General features: G+C 44.5%; 13 protein-coding genes. 1 reads left to right on the top strand and 12 read right to left on the bottom strand.

Annotated elements, in window-relative coordinates:
• Positions 1-48: 48 nt before the first annotated feature.
• From mdh to FS736_RS11925, 4 genes are all read right to left on the bottom strand, one after another.
• Positions 49-987, bottom strand: a complete 939-nt coding sequence (gene mdh, locus FS736_RS11940; RefSeq protein WP_144477418.1) for a malate dehydrogenase — start codon at positions 985-987, stop codon at positions 49-51.
• A gap of 90 nt (positions 988-1,077) precedes the next feature.
• The gene (icd, locus tag FS736_RS11935) at positions 1,078-2,346 is read right to left on the bottom strand and encodes an NADP-dependent isocitrate dehydrogenase (protein ID WP_144477415.1); all 1,269 of its coding nucleotides are present in this window, start codon (positions 2,344-2,346) and stop codon (positions 1,078-1,080) included.
• Positions 2,347-2,517: 171 nt separating this feature from the next.
• Positions 2,518-3,633 (bottom strand): citrate synthase, encoded by a 1,116-nt coding sequence (gene citZ / locus FS736_RS11930; protein ID WP_144477412.1) that lies wholly within the window; start codon positions 3,631-3,633, stop codon positions 2,518-2,520.
• Positions 3,634-4,005: 372 nt separating this feature from the next.
• Complete coding sequence (locus FS736_RS11925) at positions 4,006-4,464, bottom strand: DUF441 domain-containing protein (RefSeq protein ID WP_144477409.1); 459 nt, start codon at positions 4,462-4,464, stop codon at positions 4,006-4,008.
• A 296-nt stretch (positions 4,465-4,760) separates the two neighbouring features.
• Here FS736_RS11925 and ytvI point away from each other — a divergent pair, with 296 nt between their 5' ends.
• Positions 4,761-5,888: a sporulation integral membrane protein YtvI gene (ytvI, locus tag FS736_RS11920; protein ID WP_144477406.1), complete on the top strand. Its 1,128-nt coding sequence runs from the start codon at positions 4,761-4,763 to the stop codon at positions 5,886-5,888.
• Positions 5,889-5,985: 97 nt separating this feature from the next.
• On the opposite strand, the gene FS736_RS11915 is transcribed toward ytvI, so the two are convergent.
• The 8 genes from FS736_RS11915 to dnaE form a co-directional block, all read right to left on the bottom strand.
• A complete protein-coding gene (locus FS736_RS11915; RefSeq protein ID WP_144477403.1) occupies positions 5,986-6,372 on the bottom strand; it encodes an FxsA family protein in 387 nt (128 codons plus the stop codon).
• Positions 6,373-6,879: 507 nt separating this feature from the next.
• Complete coding sequence (gene pyk / locus FS736_RS11910; RefSeq protein WP_144477400.1) at positions 6,880-8,640, bottom strand: pyruvate kinase; 1,761 nt, start codon at positions 8,638-8,640, stop codon at positions 6,880-6,882.
• A 33-nt stretch (positions 8,641-8,673) separates the two neighbouring features.
• Positions 8,674-9,633: a 6-phosphofructokinase gene (pfkA, locus tag FS736_RS11905; RefSeq protein WP_144477397.1), complete on the bottom strand. Its 960-nt coding sequence runs from the start codon at positions 9,631-9,633 to the stop codon at positions 8,674-8,676.
• Positions 9,634-10,014: 381 nt separating this feature from the next.
• Positions 10,015-10,992 carry an acetyl-CoA carboxylase carboxyl transferase subunit alpha gene (gene accA, locus FS736_RS11900; protein ID WP_144477394.1) on the bottom strand — a complete coding sequence of 326 codons (978 nt, stop codon included), beginning with the start codon at positions 10,990-10,992 and terminating at the stop codon, positions 10,015-10,017.
• The gene (gene accD, locus FS736_RS11895; RefSeq protein ID WP_144477392.1) at positions 10,977-11,855 is read right to left on the bottom strand and encodes an acetyl-CoA carboxylase, carboxyltransferase subunit beta; all 879 of its coding nucleotides are present in this window, start codon (positions 11,853-11,855) and stop codon (positions 10,977-10,979) included. Before accD ends, accA begins: the two co-directional genes overlap by 16 nt.
• 219 nt (positions 11,856-12,074) lie before the next feature.
• Positions 12,075-12,698, bottom strand: coding sequence for a FadR/GntR family transcriptional regulator (locus tag FS736_RS11890; RefSeq protein ID WP_144477389.1), 624 nt, complete (start codon positions 12,696-12,698; stop codon positions 12,075-12,077).
• 7 nt (positions 12,699-12,705) lie between these two features.
• Complete coding sequence (gene ystJ, locus FS736_RS11885) at positions 12,706-13,944, bottom strand: NADP-dependent malic enzyme (RefSeq protein ID WP_144477386.1); 1,239 nt, start codon at positions 13,942-13,944, stop codon at positions 12,706-12,708.
• A gap of 221 nt (positions 13,945-14,165) precedes the next feature.
• Entirely contained in the window at positions 14,166-17,525 is a 3,360-nt protein-coding gene (gene dnaE / locus FS736_RS11880; protein ID WP_144477383.1) for a DNA polymerase III subunit alpha, read from the bottom strand.
• Positions 17,526-17,614: the final 89 nt, after the last annotated feature.

The raw sequence follows: 17,614 nt of genomic DNA, 5'->3' as shown, positions 1-17,614 counted from the left end.
TTGAGTCATAGCATGTGATGTAAAAAGTTTCCCGAATGAATGACCGTATTATGCCAAAACAGCCATCACATTACGGACTGATTCTGCTGATTTATCGAGGGCAGCTTTTTCATCTTCTGTCAGTTCAAGTTCAATTACTTTCTCGATTCCCCCGGCTCCAAGAATCGTTGGAACTCCCAGATAGATTCCTTCATATCCATATTCGCCTTCAAGATAGGCAATCGCCGGAAGAACACGGCGCTGGTCTTTAAGGATTGCTTCGCACATTTCTACCAGCGAAGCTGCAGGTGCATAGTAAGCGCTGCCATTTCCAAGAAGGTTGACAATTTCGCCTCCGCCTTTGCGAGTGCGCTCTACAATCTCTTCAAGGCGTTCTTTTGGAATTAATGTCTCAAGAGGAATGCCTCCTGCATATGAATAACGCACAAGTGGTACCATATCATCTCCATGGCCTCCAAGGACAAAACCAGTAACATCTTTTACGGAAAGGTTCAATTCCTGGGCTACGAATGTACGGAAACGTGCTGTATCCAATACGCCTGATTGGCCGATTACGCGGTTTTTAGGGAAACCGGACTCTTTGAAAATAGTATACGTCATAGCATCAACTGGGTTAGTCAACACAACGATGAAACTATTAGGAGAGTGCTTAGCGATTTCCTGGGCAACACTCTTCATGATCTTTTGGTTCGTCTGAACCAGGTCATCACGACTCATGCCGGGCTTGCGGGCAATACCAGCTGTTACAACTACGATGTCAGAGTCTTTAGTATCTTCATAGCTTGAAGTACCAGTAATGTTAGCATCGAAACCTTGAACAGGGCTCGCTTCAAGCATATCAAGCGCTTTCCCTTTAGTAGGGTTTTCCATTTGAGGAATATCGACTAATACTACATCCCCAAGTTCTTTTTGCGCCAGTAAAAATGCTGTAGTTGCTCCAGTGAATCCTCCACCAATGACAGAAATCTTTTTGCGTTTCAATGACATAAGGCTTCCTCCTCAGAACGAATATATTTTTAAAAATATATGATATTTATGTAAAGGCTATCCTTAAAAAGGATAGCCTTCCGCACATTTTTAGCCCATGTTCTTGATCAGTTCATCACCGAACTCAGAAGTCTTGACTTCTGTAGCGCCATCCATCAACCGTGCGAAGTCATATGTTACAACCTTTGAAGCGATTGATTTTTCCATTGACTTGACGATCAGGTTAGCTGCTTCAGTCCAGCCAAGGTGTTCAAGCATCAGGACGCCTGAAAGGATTACTGAAGACGGGTTAACTTTATCTAAACCAGCATATTTCGGAGCTGTACCATGAGTCGCTTCGAAAATAGCGTGGCCAGTTTCATAGTTGATATTTGCTCCAGGAGCGATACCGATACCGCCTACCTGTGCTGCAAGTGCATCTGAAATGTAGTCGCCGTTAAGGTTCATTGTTGCAACAACATCGAACTCTTTCGGACGTGTAAGGATCTGTTGAAGGAAGATATCAGCAATCGCATCTTTAACGATGATCTTGCCAGCAGCCTCTGCATCAGACTGAGCTTTGTTTGCTGCATCCGTACCTTGTTCTTCTTTAATCTTGTCATACTGAGCCCATGTGAATACCTTATCACCGAATTCTTTTTCAGCAAGTTCATAACCCCAGTTTTTGAACGCGCCTTCTGTGAATTTCATGATATTGCCCTTATGTACAAGCGTTAATGACTTACGGCCTTCTGTGATGGCGTAATTGATCGCTGAACGTACAAGGCGCTCTGTTCCTTCTTTGGAAACAGGCTTGATACCGATACCTGAAGTTTCAGGGAAACGGATTTTATTTACTCCCATTTCGTTTTGCAGGAATTCAAGAAGTTTCTTGACTTCGTCAGATCCGCTTGCATATTCGATACCCGCATAGATATCTTCAGTGTTTTCACGGAAAATAACCATGTCAGTGTCCTGAGGACGCTTTACAGGTGAAGGTACACCTTCGAACCAGCGAACAGGACGCAGGCACACGAATAGGTCAAGTTCTTGACGCAGTGCAACGTTAAGGGAACGGATTCCGCCACCGATTGGTGTTGTAAGAGGTCCCTTAATCGCGATTAAGTATTCATTGATCAACTCTAATGTTTCACTTGGAAGCCACTCGCCAGTCTGGTTGAATGCCTTTTCTCCAGCAAGAACTTCTTTCCAGACAATCTTGCGCTCACCCTTATAAGCTTTTTCAACAGCTGCATCAAGAACTCTAACCGACGCTGCCCAAATATCTGGACCTGTTCCGTCACCCTCGATAAATGGAACGATTGGATTATTTGGTACGTTTAATACTCCATCTTTGACTGTGATTTTTTCACCTTGCATTGTTTTCTCTCCCTCCAAAATCCTCATTCAATTCATAATCAAAGGTTAGCAGGCTTGTATGCCTCTAACCTTTTCTCAGGGAAGCCAGGCAATAATGACTGACTGCCCTCACTCTCCTATTACAGCAATTTTTCACCCAAAAGTAAAATATTGCTCCTCTATTTCTAAAAATTATCTCATTTCAACGGGAACATATTCTTGCTTTCCAGGACCTGTATAATCAGCACGAGGGCGGATCAGACGGTTGTTGTCATACTGTTCAAGGATATGCGCAAGCCATCCGGATACACGGCTCACAGCAAAAATTGGCGTGAACAGGTCATGGTCGATGCCAAGGCTGTGATATACGGATGCAGAATAGAAATCCACATTCGGCGGCAGGTTCTTTTCGCCTGTGACGATTTCTTCGATCTTAGTGGACATATCGTACCAATGTGGTTCGCCAGTAAGTTCAGTCAATCTCTTGGACATTTCTCTCAAGTGCTTTGCGCGAGGGTCGCCCTGGCGATATACACGGTGGCCGAAGCCCATGATTTTTTCCTTGTTCGCAAGCTTTTCACGGATTGCCGGCTCTACATTTTCAAGTGTGCCGATTTCAGTCAGCATTTTCATAACTGCTTCGTTAGCTCCTCCGTGAAGAGGTCCCTTTAATGCACCGATAGCAGCTGTTACACCAGAGTAAACATCTGATAGTGTCGCAACACATACGCGTGCTGTGAATGTTGAAGCATTAAGCTCATGATCAGCGTGCAGGACAAGAGCTTTGTTCATAGCTTCTACAGCTACATCTTCAGGCTCTTCGCCTGTCAGCATATACAGGAAGTTTGCTGCGAAATTAAGGTCTTCCCTTGGAGCAATTGGCTCAAGGCCTTTTCTAACTCTTGCAAAAGCGGTAACAATAGCTGGCATTTTCGCCTGAAGACGAATTGCTTTGCGGTAATTCGCTTCTTTCTCCATGACATCTGCTTCATCATCATATAATCCTAAAAGAGATACTGCCGAGCGAACTGCAGCCATCGGATGGACTTTATCGATCGGGTACATCTTGAAATGCTCAAGCACTTCCTTTGGCAATGCTGCATTCTCTGCGAGCTGCTTCTTCAATTCGTCCAACTCTGCCGCTGTAGGAAGCTTGCGGTGCCATAATAGGTAAATCACTTCTTCGAAACTAGCATTTTCAGCTAAATCGTCAATGTCATAGCCAACATAAGTCAGCGTATCATCGATGATAGAACTGATAGAAGATGTTGTTGCCACTACCCCTTCAAGACCACGTGTTACTGTCATACTCAATCTCTCCTTTGTAGTTTAATTTCCCCATATCCCATAATTTGTCTGTATGTTGAATTGCTGTTCAGAACAGCGATCAGAAAAAAGAAATTTCTGACACTTTATACGAAAAGCCGAATCATACGCCGGCGACAGACCGTTTCCGACCGGATTTGCCATACACAAGATGGTATCGAGCGCTTGCTCAGGCAGCCGTCAAAAAAAAGAAAATGCTTACATTTTATGAAATGAATAAAACCGTGGATTCCGCTTCTCTCCTTAGCCTATATAAGAGAATGGAAGCAGTTACAAGTCCTATTATAAACAATTATCTGACATTTGTGAATGAAAACAACTTAATTCAGCAGAAAATATTATTTTAAAAAAAGGCTATTTAAGAAAATCAAAGATTTTCATTGCAGCATAGGCAATCCCTGCGCCGATCAGCGGACCGACAGCTACACCTTTGAAAATTGAAACCGCCAGTATCGTTCCAAGGACGAGTGCAGTAGTGATATGCGGATCTTCAGCCAGCAATGTAACCCCGCCTTTTGCAAGCAAAGCAACTGCCATTCCGGAAATGAGGGCAATCCATGCATATGGCGACTTAAACGCACCTGATAAATCCTTGAAGCCAATATCCCCGCTCGCAATCGGAGCCAGGACGGCGATCGTGATGACGGTAACTCCCCAGTTAATTCCTTTTCCCTGTATAAGTGAAAACGTTTTAGCCTCAAATCCAGCAATCTTCATTACAAGGAGGACCAATACCGCAATGATTAATGATTGGTTCTTGGCCACAAAGGCAATCACCAGCAAAGTTAGTAAAAATAGCATAGGCTCCAGCATAAAATTTGTCATCCTTCCACGGTTAAAACTATTGTAACATAATTTAAAATATTGCACCAAGCAAGTAGTATCCCTGGCATTGCATCTATTAATATACGCTGCAATTCTTTGTCCGTATTCACTATTATATTCTTCATGCAGAAGAGGTTTTTAAAGGGATTTTCATATAGAGGTCGAATCTTTTTTATGGACAGACCGTATATTGTAGAAAAACTTTCAGGACTGGCATCAAGTTTGCAGGACGTACAATTGGAAACACCCCCACCAGATTGGCCATTCCAAAAGGAGGAACCTGCTTGAACCTCGTATATCTTCATCGAACACTGCGCTTTATTCTGGTCATCAGCGTGATTGTCGCAGGAGCATTAGCCTTATTTTTTGTCTCAAAGGTCACCTATCCATTCATCATCGGGTTTCTGATTGCATTTATGATGAACCCACTCGTCAACTTTTTTCAAGAACGGGTGAAAATGCCCAGGGCCCTGGCAGTGATTATTGCCCTTGTCCTGATTATGTCATTGTTTGCCGGACTGATTACTTTGCTTATTGTAGAAATCGCTTCTGGAGCTGAATATCTCGCAAAGGTTGTTCCCGAACACCTTGTTACACTGATTGATTACGTAGAGCACTTATTCGCTGCGCAGCTCATTCCGCTTTATAACCAGTTGGCTGGAATGTTCCAGAACCTTGAAGCGGACCAGCAGGATACGATCATGAATAATATCCAGAATGTCGGCGCCAACATCGGAACCACTGCAGGGAATTTCATCAAGAACTTTTTCGAAAAAATCCCCAACATCCTATCATGGTTCCCAAATGCAGCTACCGTTCTTATTTTCTCACTCCTGGGGACTTTCTTCATCAGCAAAGACTGGTACAGATTATCCGCTTTGAGTAACCGGCTGCTGCCGAAACGGGCAAGGACAAGCAGCAGAACCGTTTTTATCGATTTAAAAAAGGCGTTATTTGGTTTCGTGAAAGCTCAGGCTACCCTGATATCGATCACAACGGTCATCATCCTGATTGGCTTGCTGATCCTTCGTATCGATTATGCCATCACAATTGCCCTTGTTACAGGGATTGTCGATATTATTCCCTATCTAGGCACAGGCGCTGTGTTTGTTCCATGGATCATTTATGAAGCAATCGCCGGTGATATGGCTACCGCAATTGGTTTGGGTGTTTTATATATTGTCGTCCTCGTGCAGAGGCAGGTCATGGAGCCGAAAATCCTGTCTTCCAGCATCGGGCTGGATCCGCTCGCAACCTTGATTGCTCTTTTTGTCGGGTTCAAGACCATCGGCTTCCTTGGTCTGATTGTCGGTCCTGTCGTCCTGGTTGTCTTTAATACCCTGCAACGAGCGAATGTATTCCAGGATGTATGGACATTCATCAAAGGGAAGGATGAAGTGATTATCAAATAATTATATTACAGGGAACTTGCGAGCTTTTATTCCGAAGAGCAGGAATTTTCACCGTGTAAATAACAAAACGCCAACAATAGATGTTGGCGTTTTTATATTAGCGTATAACCTTTATGGTTCCTTTATCCATCCAGTTACGGAACAGCTTTAACATCAATGCTTTAAAAAATTTCCTTGTAGGTGGCGCCAGAAGTAAAATTCCCAGAATGTCAGTAATGAATCCCGGTGTCAGAAGCAGGACTCCGCCAACAAGGATGCTTACTCCATCGAGAATAACATCTCCAGGCATCATGCCTCTCCTTAATTGATCCTGTGTTCTTCTGATGGTTTCCAATCCTTGCTGCTTAGCAAGGTAAGCGCCAAGGAAGCCTGTAAGGATAATGAGTAAAATCGTAGGCCAAATGCCGATTGTTTGCCCTGAAAGCAGCAGGACAGCGATTTCAGCCGCCGGAATAATAATTAAAAACATAAAAATGTACTTCATTTTCCACCTCAATGTGTTGGAATAGGCTGTCCTTCTATTATACGTGGCGAACTGGCGATAATACAATAATATGATTGCCCAGACATGAAAGCTTGGTGAACACTGGTATTAGATTCCATGAAAGATATAATGCGAGGTGACTTCGGATACTTTCCCAAAAATCCGCTGCCGTCTTGTCCGAACCTTGACCTGCTCAGCAATTCACTCGATGGAACCCCTCTATTTTTTTCGGGTCCTTTAGTGAATTGAGTTATTTATAAAGGCTGTTTTAGTAAAGATTGTTGTTAAAATCTTAAAGGCGATTTTAACGTGCTATAAGCAATTTTGCAGTTCGTTTTTAAGTGTGCAAGCTCTTTTCTCATAATAAGCTTGAATTTTATAAAGAAAACTAGGTCATTCAATCCAATTTAGTAGTCAATAGCAACAAAGTTTGAGAAAAGAGCCTTTATAAATAAAAGCGTGAAATCTGTAGATTTCACGCTAAATATTTTTGAAGGATTATTTTACTTATAGTACGCTTGCATGTCCTTTGTATATGACACCTCTAGCAGAATCAACGGTGATTTCCTGTCCATCCTTGAACAGGCTCATCGCATTTTCTACACCTACGATGACTGGGATTCCGAGGTTCAGCCCGACAACAGCAGCATGGCTGGTCAAACCGCCCTCTTCCGTGATCAACGCGCTGCACTTTTCAAGAGCAGGTACCATTTCGCGGTCAGAGCCAATTGTTACAAGGATGCTGCCTTGTTTTACCTTGCTGATCGCTTCTTGTGCGTCTTTTGCCACGACTACTCTTCCATATGCAGATTTGCGGCCAATACCTTGTGCTTTTGCCAGGATATCGCCAACCACATGGATCTTCATCAAGTTCGTTGTGCCTGCTTCACCTACTGGTACACCTGCAGTAATGACTACCAGGTCACCATGGGAAACATGTCCGCTGTTGACACTTTCTTCGACTGCGCTCGCAAGCATTTCATCCGTTGTTTCTGCCTTTTCTCCAAGCTGTGGATACACTCCCCATACAAGGGCAAGACGGCGGACCACATGATCATTAGAAGTAACCGCAATGATCGGTGCCTTTGGACGATACTTTGAGATCATACGTGCAGTATGCCCACTTTCAGTTGGTGTGATGATGGCATTCACTTCAAGATTAAGAGCCGTATGTGCAACCGATTGTCCGATGGCATCGGTGATATTGTGGTCTGTCTCTTTACTGCGGAATGACAGCAATTCTTTATGATTAAGCGCCTCTTCTGCACGAGAAGCGATATTATGCATGGTCTGAACAGCTTCTACTGGGTATTGCCCAGCTGCTGTTTCGCCAGATAGCATGATTGCGTCAGTTCCATCAAAAATCGCATTCGCAACGTCACTGGCTTCTGCGCGAGTCGGGCGCGGGTTGCGCTGCATCGAATCCAGCATCTGTGTAGCAGTGATGACTGGCTTTCCTAGTGTATTACACTTTTTGATCAGGTCTTTTTGAACGAGTGGTACCTCTTCTGCAGGAATTTCCACTCCTAGGTCACCACGAGCAACCATGAGACCATCGGAAACTTCAAGAATTTCGTTGATGTTGTCAACGCCTTCCTGGTTTTCGATCTTAGGAATGATCTGGATGTGTGATCCGTTGTTTTCTTCCAATAGCTGGCGGATTTCCAATACATCAGTTGCGCGGCGCACAAATGATGCTGCAATGAAGTCCACTCCCTGCTCGATTCCGAATAGGATGTCTTTAGCATCCTTCTCCGTGATTCCTGGAAGATTCACAGAAACACCCGGCACGTTTACACCTTTTTTATTTTTAAGCGTACCCGTGTTCAGGACTTTGGTTTTAATCTCATTATTTTCCTTGTCGATGCTGATAACTTCAAGACCGATTAAGCCGTCATCAAGGAGGATTTTGGCTCCTGGATGGACATCATCGATCAGCTGGTCATAAGTAACAGAGAACTTATCAACTGTACCCAGAACCTCTGTCATTGATACGATGCATTCCTGGCCTGTCTTCAGTTCAATTGCACCATTCTCCATATCATTTGTGCGGATCTCAGGGCCTTTAGTATCAAGCAGGATCCCTACCTTCTTCCCTGTTTTCTCCGCAGCTTCTCTGATATTTTTGATACGTGCTGCATGCTCTTCATGATTTCCGTGAGAGAAATTCAAGCGGGATACATTCATTCCTGCTTCAATCAGCTGAGTTAATTTTTCTACACTTTCACTTGCGGGACCAATCGTACAAACAATTTTTGTTTTGCGCATAGATTGCAACCTCCTGGTTTACTGTAAAAGAAATTAAATAGAAAGCTCTTTTGATAATTTATATAAGTTCAAATCAAGAGTGTGTTCTTTTGCCAGTGCTTCAATGATGTCATAGTCCACCAGCTGGTTCTTCTCAATACCGACTGCCCTTCCGCCTTTTCCTTCCAATAGAAGCTCTACTGCACGGGCGCCAAGACGGCTAGCCAGTACACGGTCAAATGCAGTCGGAGAGCCGCCGCGCTGGACATGTCCAAGAACCGTTACTCTCGTATCGAAATCTGTCTCTTCCTTTAATTTCTTCGCGAATTCGTAGCCGTTCATGACACCTTCAGCCACAACGATGATGCTGTGCTTCTTACCGCGTTCATGGCCTTTTTTTAGACGGCTGGCAATATCCTTCATATCATGAGGGTCTTCAGGGATGAGGATCGTTTCAGCTCCGCCTGCCAAACCTGCCCACAGTGCGATATCTCCAGCATTACGTCCCATAACTTCCACTACAAAGGTTCTTTCATGTGAAGAGGCGGTATCGCGGATTTTGTCAATTGCATCGATTACTGTGTTAAGTGCAGTATCAAAGCCGATTGTAAACTCCGTGCCTGAAATATCATTATCAATTGTCCCTGGAACTCCGACACATGGAAAGCCTTGCTCTGTCAGGGCCTTTGCACCACGATAAGATCCGTCGCCGCCAATGACGACCAGGCCATCAATGTCAAATTTCTTTAGTTGTTCAATTCCCTTTTGCTGGCCTTCCTTGGTCTTGAATTCTTCACTGCGTGCGGAATAAAGGAAAGTTCCTCCGCGATGGATAATGTCACCTACGGAACCAAGCTCCAGCTTTTCGATATTTCCATTCATCAATCCAGCGTAACCGCCGATTACGCCATAAACTTCGACATCATGATAAATACCTTTTCTTACTACAGCACGAATCGCAGCGTTCATCCCTGGTGCATCCCCGCCGCTCGTCAAAACACCAATTCTTTTCATTTCATTCACCTCATTCGGTATATCTATGTACTTTGCTGCTCTTTCGAATGGTTCCTTCCATATTTCAACTGTAAAGTTCATCGAAGTCTATTATTTACTCTTGAATATAAAAGCAACGAATCCGGAAAAACATACATAAAACTAATTACTGTGTATTCTGTTAGCTTCTCTTATTATGAACAGAATACCCGGGAATATTTCTAAAATAACATGTAGGGTGCGGTATCTCAACTGAATCCTCAATATTGACAATAAGTTGGAATTATCACGTAATTGCAAGCGCTTTATTATAGGGTTGTATGGAATAAGAAACGCGAAAGCGCCTTATTCTGCCCTGGCAGCCTTCTCAAAAAAAAAATAAAACGTGCACGATAGCACGTTTTATTTTACCCCGATAAATTCCGTTGGAAACGAAAACTCGCCAATTCGTTTATATTTCTCATAGCGCTGGCTCAGCAATGTCTCTTCATCCAAAACCAGAAGTTCTGACATCGAGTCTTTTAGAATTTTATCCATATACTTTGCCTGCTGTTTTAAATCTTTATGTGCCCCGCCTTTTACTTCTGGGATGATTTCATCAATGATCCCCAGTCCTTTAAGGTCAGGAGCAGTGATTTTCATCGTTTCAGCAGCTTTCTTCGCCAGCGAAGAATCTTTCCAAAGAATCGCTGCCGCACCTTCTGGAGAGATAACGGAATATGTGGAGTTTTCCAGCATGTGAATATAATTGCCTACACCCAGTGCCAGTGCTCCGCCACTTCCACCTTCGCCAATGACCACACAGATCACTGGAACGGTAAGTCCAGCCATCTCGAATAGATTACGGGCGATCGCTTCACTTTGCCCACGCTCTTCTGCTGCTTTACCAGGGTAAGCACCCTTAGTATCGATGAAACAAATGATCGGACGCTTAAATTTTTCTGCTTGCTTCATCAAACGCAAAGCTTTTCTGTAACCTTCAGGATGCGGCATACCAAAATTCCTGCGGATATTTTCCTTTGTATCTTTCCCACGCTGATGGCCAATGACTGTCACGGGATAGCCATGGAATTTGGCAATTCCCCCAACAATCGCTTCATCATCTCCATATAATCTGTCGCCGTGACATTCGAAGAAGTCGGTAAACAGCAATGAGATATATTCAAGGGTCGTCGGACGATTTGGGTGACGGGCAATCTGCACCCGGTCCCACGGTTTCATGTTCTCATAAACTTCTGATTCGAGCTTTTGCAGTCTTGCTTCAAGTTTATCTATTTCTGATGTGAGATCCACATCCGTATTTTTGGTGAATTCCTTTAGCTCACTGATTTTTTTCCTTAATTCCAATACCGGTTTCTCGAATTCTAGTTCTCCTGCCATTCGAACGTCCCTCCTGGCTGATGGATTTCAAGTATTCCCGCAATCTTTTCCTTCATATCGACTCTCGAAATCACTGCATCAAGCTGCCCATGCTTCAGCAAAAACTCGGCTGTCTGGAAGTCTTCCGGCAGTTCCTCTCGAATTGTCTGCTCGATGATCCTTCGTCCTGCGAAGCCGATCAGTGCTCCTGGTTCGGCGAAATTATAGTCCCCCAGACTGGCAAAACTTGCAGAAACTCCTCCAGTGGTGGGGTGGGTCATGATGGAGATAATCAACCCTCCGTTATCGCTGAATCTTTTCAAAGCCACGCTGGTTTTCGCCATTTGCATCAGGCTTAATACACCTTCCTGCATTCTTGCTCCGCCTGATGCGGTAAAGATGATGAATGGAATGGACAATTCATCAGCCTTCTCGATCGCTCTCGTAATCTTTTCGCCTACAACCGATCCCATGCTTCCCATTCTGAAAGTAGCATCCATGATCGCGATGGCGACATCATATCCGTTCACAGTGCCTATGCCAGTAACTACTGCCTCATTTAGACCCGTTTTCTCCCGGTCCTTTTCAAGCTTTTCTTCGTATCCAGGAAATCCGAGCGGATTGCCGGATACCATTTCCCGATCCAGTTCACGGAAGCTTTCTGAATCCAGGAAACTTTCGATTCGTTCTGCAGAATTCATTTGATGATGATAACCACACTGTATACAAACCTTGCAGTTTTTATTTAGTTCTTTCGTATACATGATTTTTTTGCAGTTCGGGCATTTTGTCATGATTCCTTCAGGAACATCCTGCTTTGCTGCTTCAGAAGGAATTGTCGCGTACTTTTTCTTTTTCGTTTTCGTAAAAAGTTCCTTAAGCAATGTATAACCCCCTCCGAATAATACTGGTTGTTTTGTAATATCCTAAATTGTAAGGCTTATCTTCCACTTGTTTTTTCAGTTGCGAAAAGAGCCTTAGTCATAAAGCCCCAGGTGGTCAGACCACTACAGCAAAAAAGAAAGAGAGACTGCCATCCTGGCACCATAAGCATGTCCACAAGTATATAACATCCTCTCTTCGAAAGATGTTACTTCATGTCGTCATTCCGTCGACATTTTCCGCAGCATGCGATGCCTATTCAGAATCAGTTCTCCATTTTTTGTTGCAAGCGAGTCCAGCAACAGATGGTATTCTTCTTTTTCAGCTGGAATTGCTTTCAGCTCAAGTGCCTTGTAATAATCATTCAATATATACCAAATTCGATAAAAAAGGTGATTGTCAGCAAGTTCGGCAATTTTCCTGAAAAATTCCTCGTCCTCAAAATTATGGTCATCAATCCAGACCTTTAATCTTCTGATTTCATCTTCCCGGATCTTTTCAGCAGCCAGATATAGACAATCTGCCTCGATCATGTTTTTCGTTTCCACCACATCATCTTTGGCTTTTTTATCCTGCAGAATAAAGGTACTTAATAATTGGACCAGCTGGTTGCCGCGGAAGTCCCTTATAAAGGTTCCTTCTCCCCTTCTTGTCTCGATCAGCCCGAGGAGTTCAAGGGCGCGCAAGGCTTCGCGAACAGAGGAGCGCCCAGCATTCAGGCGCTCTGAGAGTTCACGTTCGGAAGGAATTTTATCTCCGGGCTTCAAGCCGTCTTTATTAATCATTTCCCTTAGCTGCCTGACGATTTCAACATATACTTTCGTGCTCTTTTCAGGCTGTGCCACTAAGAAATCACTCACCTTTTCCAATCAATGCAAGGCGTTCAGTACGCTCCCTGACTTCCTGAGGATCCACTTTGATTCGTGCAACCCCTGTTTCCATCGCGGCTTTCGCGACAGCTGCTGCAACAGCAGGTGCTACACGAGGATCGAATGGGCCGGGGATCACATAATCGCTTGAGAGTTCTGATTCCTCAATCAACCCAGCGATTGCTTCCACTGCAGCCACCTTCATCTTTTCGTTGATATGGGTAGCCCTTGCATCCAACGCTCCACGGAAGATTCCAGGGAAGGCGAGAACATTATTCACCTGGTTAGGGAAATCGGAGCGGCCAGTACCAATTACAGCAGCCCCGGCAGCCTTTGCTTCCTCTGGCATGATTTCCGGCACCGGATTAGCCATCGCAAAGATGATTGAATCATTATTCATTGTTGCGACCATTTCTGATGTCAGTGCTCCAGCAACAGAAACGCCGATGAAAACATCTGCACCTTTGATCGCATCAGCCAGGGAACCTTCAACATTGTCGCGGTTAGTGAATTTCGCTACTTCGTCCTTGATTGCATTCATGCCGTTTGGGCGTCCTTCGTAAATCGCGCCTTTAGTATCACACATAATGATGTCACGGACACCGTATGAATACAGAAGCTTGATGATGGCAATTCCTGCAGCTCCTGCTCCGTTGGCAACCACCTTGATTTCATTCATTTTTTTCCCGACGATTTTCAGCGCATTGACGAGACCTGCCACAGTCACAATTGCCGTTCCATGCTGGTCATCATGGAAAATAGGGATATTAGTCTCTTTTTTCAAACGTTCTTCTACTGCAAAACAGTTTGGTGCAGCTATATCCTCCAGGTTGACACCGCCGAATGTTGGTTCAAGCAGCTTCACCGTTTCAACAATTTTATCTACATCCGTTGTGTTTAGGCAGATTGGAAAAGCATCTACACCAGCGAAGCTTTTGAAAAGGACAGCCTTTCCTTCCATTACAGGGAGCGCGGCTTCAGGACCGATATTTCCAAGTCCAAGGACAGCAGTGCCATCGGATACGACCGCCACCATATTGCCCTTCATTGTATAATCATAAACAGTTTCTGGCTTATCATATATTTCCTTGCAAGGCTCCGCGACACCCGGAGAATAGGCAAGGCTTAAATCTCTGGCATTCCTTACAGGCACTTTCGATTTCGACTCTAATTTCCCTTTATTCACACGATGCATGTGCAAAGCTTCTTCACGTAAAGTCAACTCAGGTCCACTCCTTAATTATGGGCTCTCTCCGACAATATCATTGCATTCATCATATTCCGCACTCTTGACTACGGCAGATTCTCTTCGATGAAAAATGCGAAAGATCAGCGACACAATAATAGGCGAACGGCCTGATTATTTAAAAAAGCTGCCTACTTCAGTGGTCTGACCACACATATCCTTTTCCAATATAACACATCTATTATACTTGTAAAGAACTAATTTTTCAGGACAACATTCTTGTCACCCAATATCTTTTTTAATTCTCCCACACTTCCCCGTTCGGGATTCACGCAGAACTCATTTGGCAACAGCATCGATTTCTCGTTCTCTTCGTTATACACAATAACCGGAACAGTGCCTTGATGTTTTTTCAATAAAGCTTTAAGTTCATTCATTTTACCGGCGCTGTCGGCACCCTTCGCGATTCGCAAATACAAGACCGGCTTTTTCTGTCCGTTTTTCGCTTCTTTTTCAAGGTCAAGCACTTGCTGTACGATAAATTGGCTCCTTCCATCCCGTTCATCGAACTTTCCTTCCAGAAGCGCCATCCCGCCCTGCTTCAAGACATGTCCATACTGCTTGTAGACAGTTGGGAAAACAACAGCTTCTGTTTCTCCGCTTGCGTCACTGAGAGTGAGGAAGGCCATGGCTTCTCCTTTTTTTGTGCGGATTTTCTTCTGTTCCGTTATATAGACGCCAAGCCTTATTTTGCTCCCTGGAGCCTTTGACGCAATCTTTTTAACCCCGGCGGCCTCGAACTCCTTCTCATGGATGGAAACAGGATGCCTGGAGAGATAGACTCCCAGGACCTCTTTTTCAAGGCTGAGCTTGTCTTCTATTCGCATCGGGTCAACCTCTATATACTTCGGCTTTAGGGAAAACTCTGCTTCTGCGAACATATCGATTTGCCCGTTGTCATCCGGAGCTACAAGCTGTGCGTGTTCAAGCGCCACATCTATAGTCGCTAAAAGGACGGCACGGTCCTGCCCGAATTCATCGAAAGCACCTGAATAGATCAGAGCTTCAACCACTTTTCTTGTTGCGGCCTTTTGCGGCACACGGATGCAAAAGTCGAAGATATCCTTGAAATGCCCTGTTCTTCTCGCCTGAAATATTTCCTTTAGTGATGCGATCCCCACGCCTTTGATTCCTGCAAGGCTGTATCGAACACTGTCCCCTTCCGGCTGGAAGCTGAAAGCGCTTCTGTTGATGGAAGGAGGCAAAAGCTTGATTTCCATTTGCTGAAGTTCCCTTGCATACTGGGCAATTTTGGTGTCATTGCCGATGGCGGATGTCAGCAGGGAAGCCATGAAATAAAGCGGATAATGTGTTTTTAGATAGGCCAGCTGATAGGCGATCATGCTGTACGCGACAGCATGGCTGCGGTTGAAGCCATAATTGGCGAAACGGACGATTAAATCATAGACCAGATTCGCGGTCTGTGTATCGTATCCCTTTCTTAACGCGCCATTCACAAAATGTTCCCGTTCCTGAGCCAGGACTTCTTTCTTTTTCTTCGAGACCGCTCTTCGGAGCAGATCTGCTTCTCCGAGTGAGAAACCAGCCATCTTAGAGGCAATCTGCATGATTTGCTCCTGATAAACAATGACTCCATATGTATCGCGCAGGATTGGTTCAAGGTCCTTATGATAATAATCGATATCCTGTCTCCCATGCTTGCGGTCAATGAACAAAGGAATATTCTCCATTGGGCCCGGACGATAAAGGGCGTTGACTGCGACGATATCTTCAAATCGTGTTGGTTCCAGCCTTGTCAGTACTTTCCGCATTCCTTCAGACTCAAGCTGGAAAATACCTGTCGTCTCGCCTCTGCCGAGCAATTGAAACGTTTGTTTATCTTCACCCGGGATATCATGGACAAGAAGCTTTTGCCCGGTTTTATGCTGGATCGAATGCAGAATGGAATCAATTAAAGTCAGATTTCTTAAGCCAAGGAAGTCCATCTTCAATAAACCTATTTCTTCAAGATGATCCATTGAATATTGGGTAAGGAACACTCTTGACTGGCCTGATTGGATCGGAACGACATTCGTAAGCGGCTGTTCACTGATGACGACACCTGCAGCGTGAGTGGAAGTATGTCGCGGCAAGCCCTCCAGTTTCATCGCCGTTTCAAGGATTCTCCTATTCTTTGAAGATTCTTCGATAAACTCCCTAAGTCCGCCAGATTCATTGATGGCATCCTTCAGAGTGATTCCCAATCGTGATGGAACAAGCCTGGAGAGCCTCTCGAGTTCCTTAGTGTTCAGACCGAAAACACGGCCTACGTCCCTGACCGCCGCCTTGGCTGCAAGTGTTCCGAAGGTAGCGATCTGCGCGACATGCAGCTCCCCATATTTTGCTGCAACATATTCTATAACCTCATCCCTGCGATTATCAGGAAAATCGATATCGATGTCGGGCATGGAAATTCGTTCCGGATTCAGGAACCTTTCGAAGAGAAGATTATGTTCAATCGGATCGGCATCGGTAATGAACAGCACATAGGATACAATCGATCCCGCTGCTGAACCACGGCCAGGACCGATCAGAATCCCCTTTTCTCTCGAATATTTGATGAAATCCCATACAATCAGGAAATAGTCGCTGAAGTTCATTTTCTTAATGATGGATAATTCATATTCAAGTCTTTCCACATGCTGCCGTGACGGGTTTCCGTAACGTTTTTCGAGTCCCTGGAAACAGAGTTCCTCAAGCATCCCATCGGCACTTTTCCCCGGTTCGACCGGAAACTTCGGCAGATGCCTTGTACCAAAGTCAAGCATGACATTGCACTCTTCCGCTATTTTCAGCGTGTTTTCCAAGGCTTCTGGATAATCCGAAAACAAATCGCCCATTTCCTTTGAGGGTTTCAGGTAATACTCGCTGCTGCCAAGCCTTTCGCGGGCATCATCCTGAAGTTTATCGCCATTCTTGATCGCAAGCAGGCATTCCTGGGCAAAGGAATCCTCCTTGTCCAGATAATGCACCTGGTTCGAAGCAGCCAATGGCGTGTTTGTTTCCGAACCTAGACCAGCCAGTTGTTTGACCAGCTCCTTCTGCCCGGGGAGACCGTGATCCTGTATGGCCAGGTAAAAGTTATCGTTTCCAAAGATTTGTTTATATGAAGCAACTGTATTTAATGCTTGGTCTTTTTCTTCATTTGCCAAATAATATTCTATTTCACCCCTGGTACCTGGTGTCATCGCAAATAGTCCTGCGGCATAATGCTTCAGCCACTTCACCGGAATTCCTTCGGGGGATTTCGTCTGTACAGCACTTGAAATCTTGATCAGATTCTGGAATCCCTCATTGTTTTTCGCAAGGAGAACAAGCGGGAAGGATTCATTTTCCAGAGAGGTACTGACGACATCAACTGTCAGGCCAAGCAATGGCTTGATTGAATTCCTCAGGCATTCTTTATAAAATGCAACCGTTCCGTACATTACATTATGATCTGTCAGTGCGAGTGCGGAAAAGCCTTTTGCCTTTGCATCGCGGACAAGCTGCTCGACTGTAGCCGTACTGGTGAGCAGGCTGAATGCACTATAGACATGAAGGTGAATAAACGGCATATCTCTCACACCCTTTAGGTAAGGTTCATCTTCTTTCATTATAGGCTTTTAAGACCAAAAAAGAAAATATGTTCTCCTTTATTCACGTA

It is taken from the genome of Cytobacillus oceanisediminis 2691 (genome assembly GCF_007678455.1).
In the GTDB taxonomy this organism is placed as follows: Bacteria; Bacillota; Bacilli; order Bacillales; family Cytobacillaceae; genus Mesobacillus; species Mesobacillus oceanisediminis_A.
This window is presented reverse-complemented; position numbering and strand designations above follow the sequence as displayed.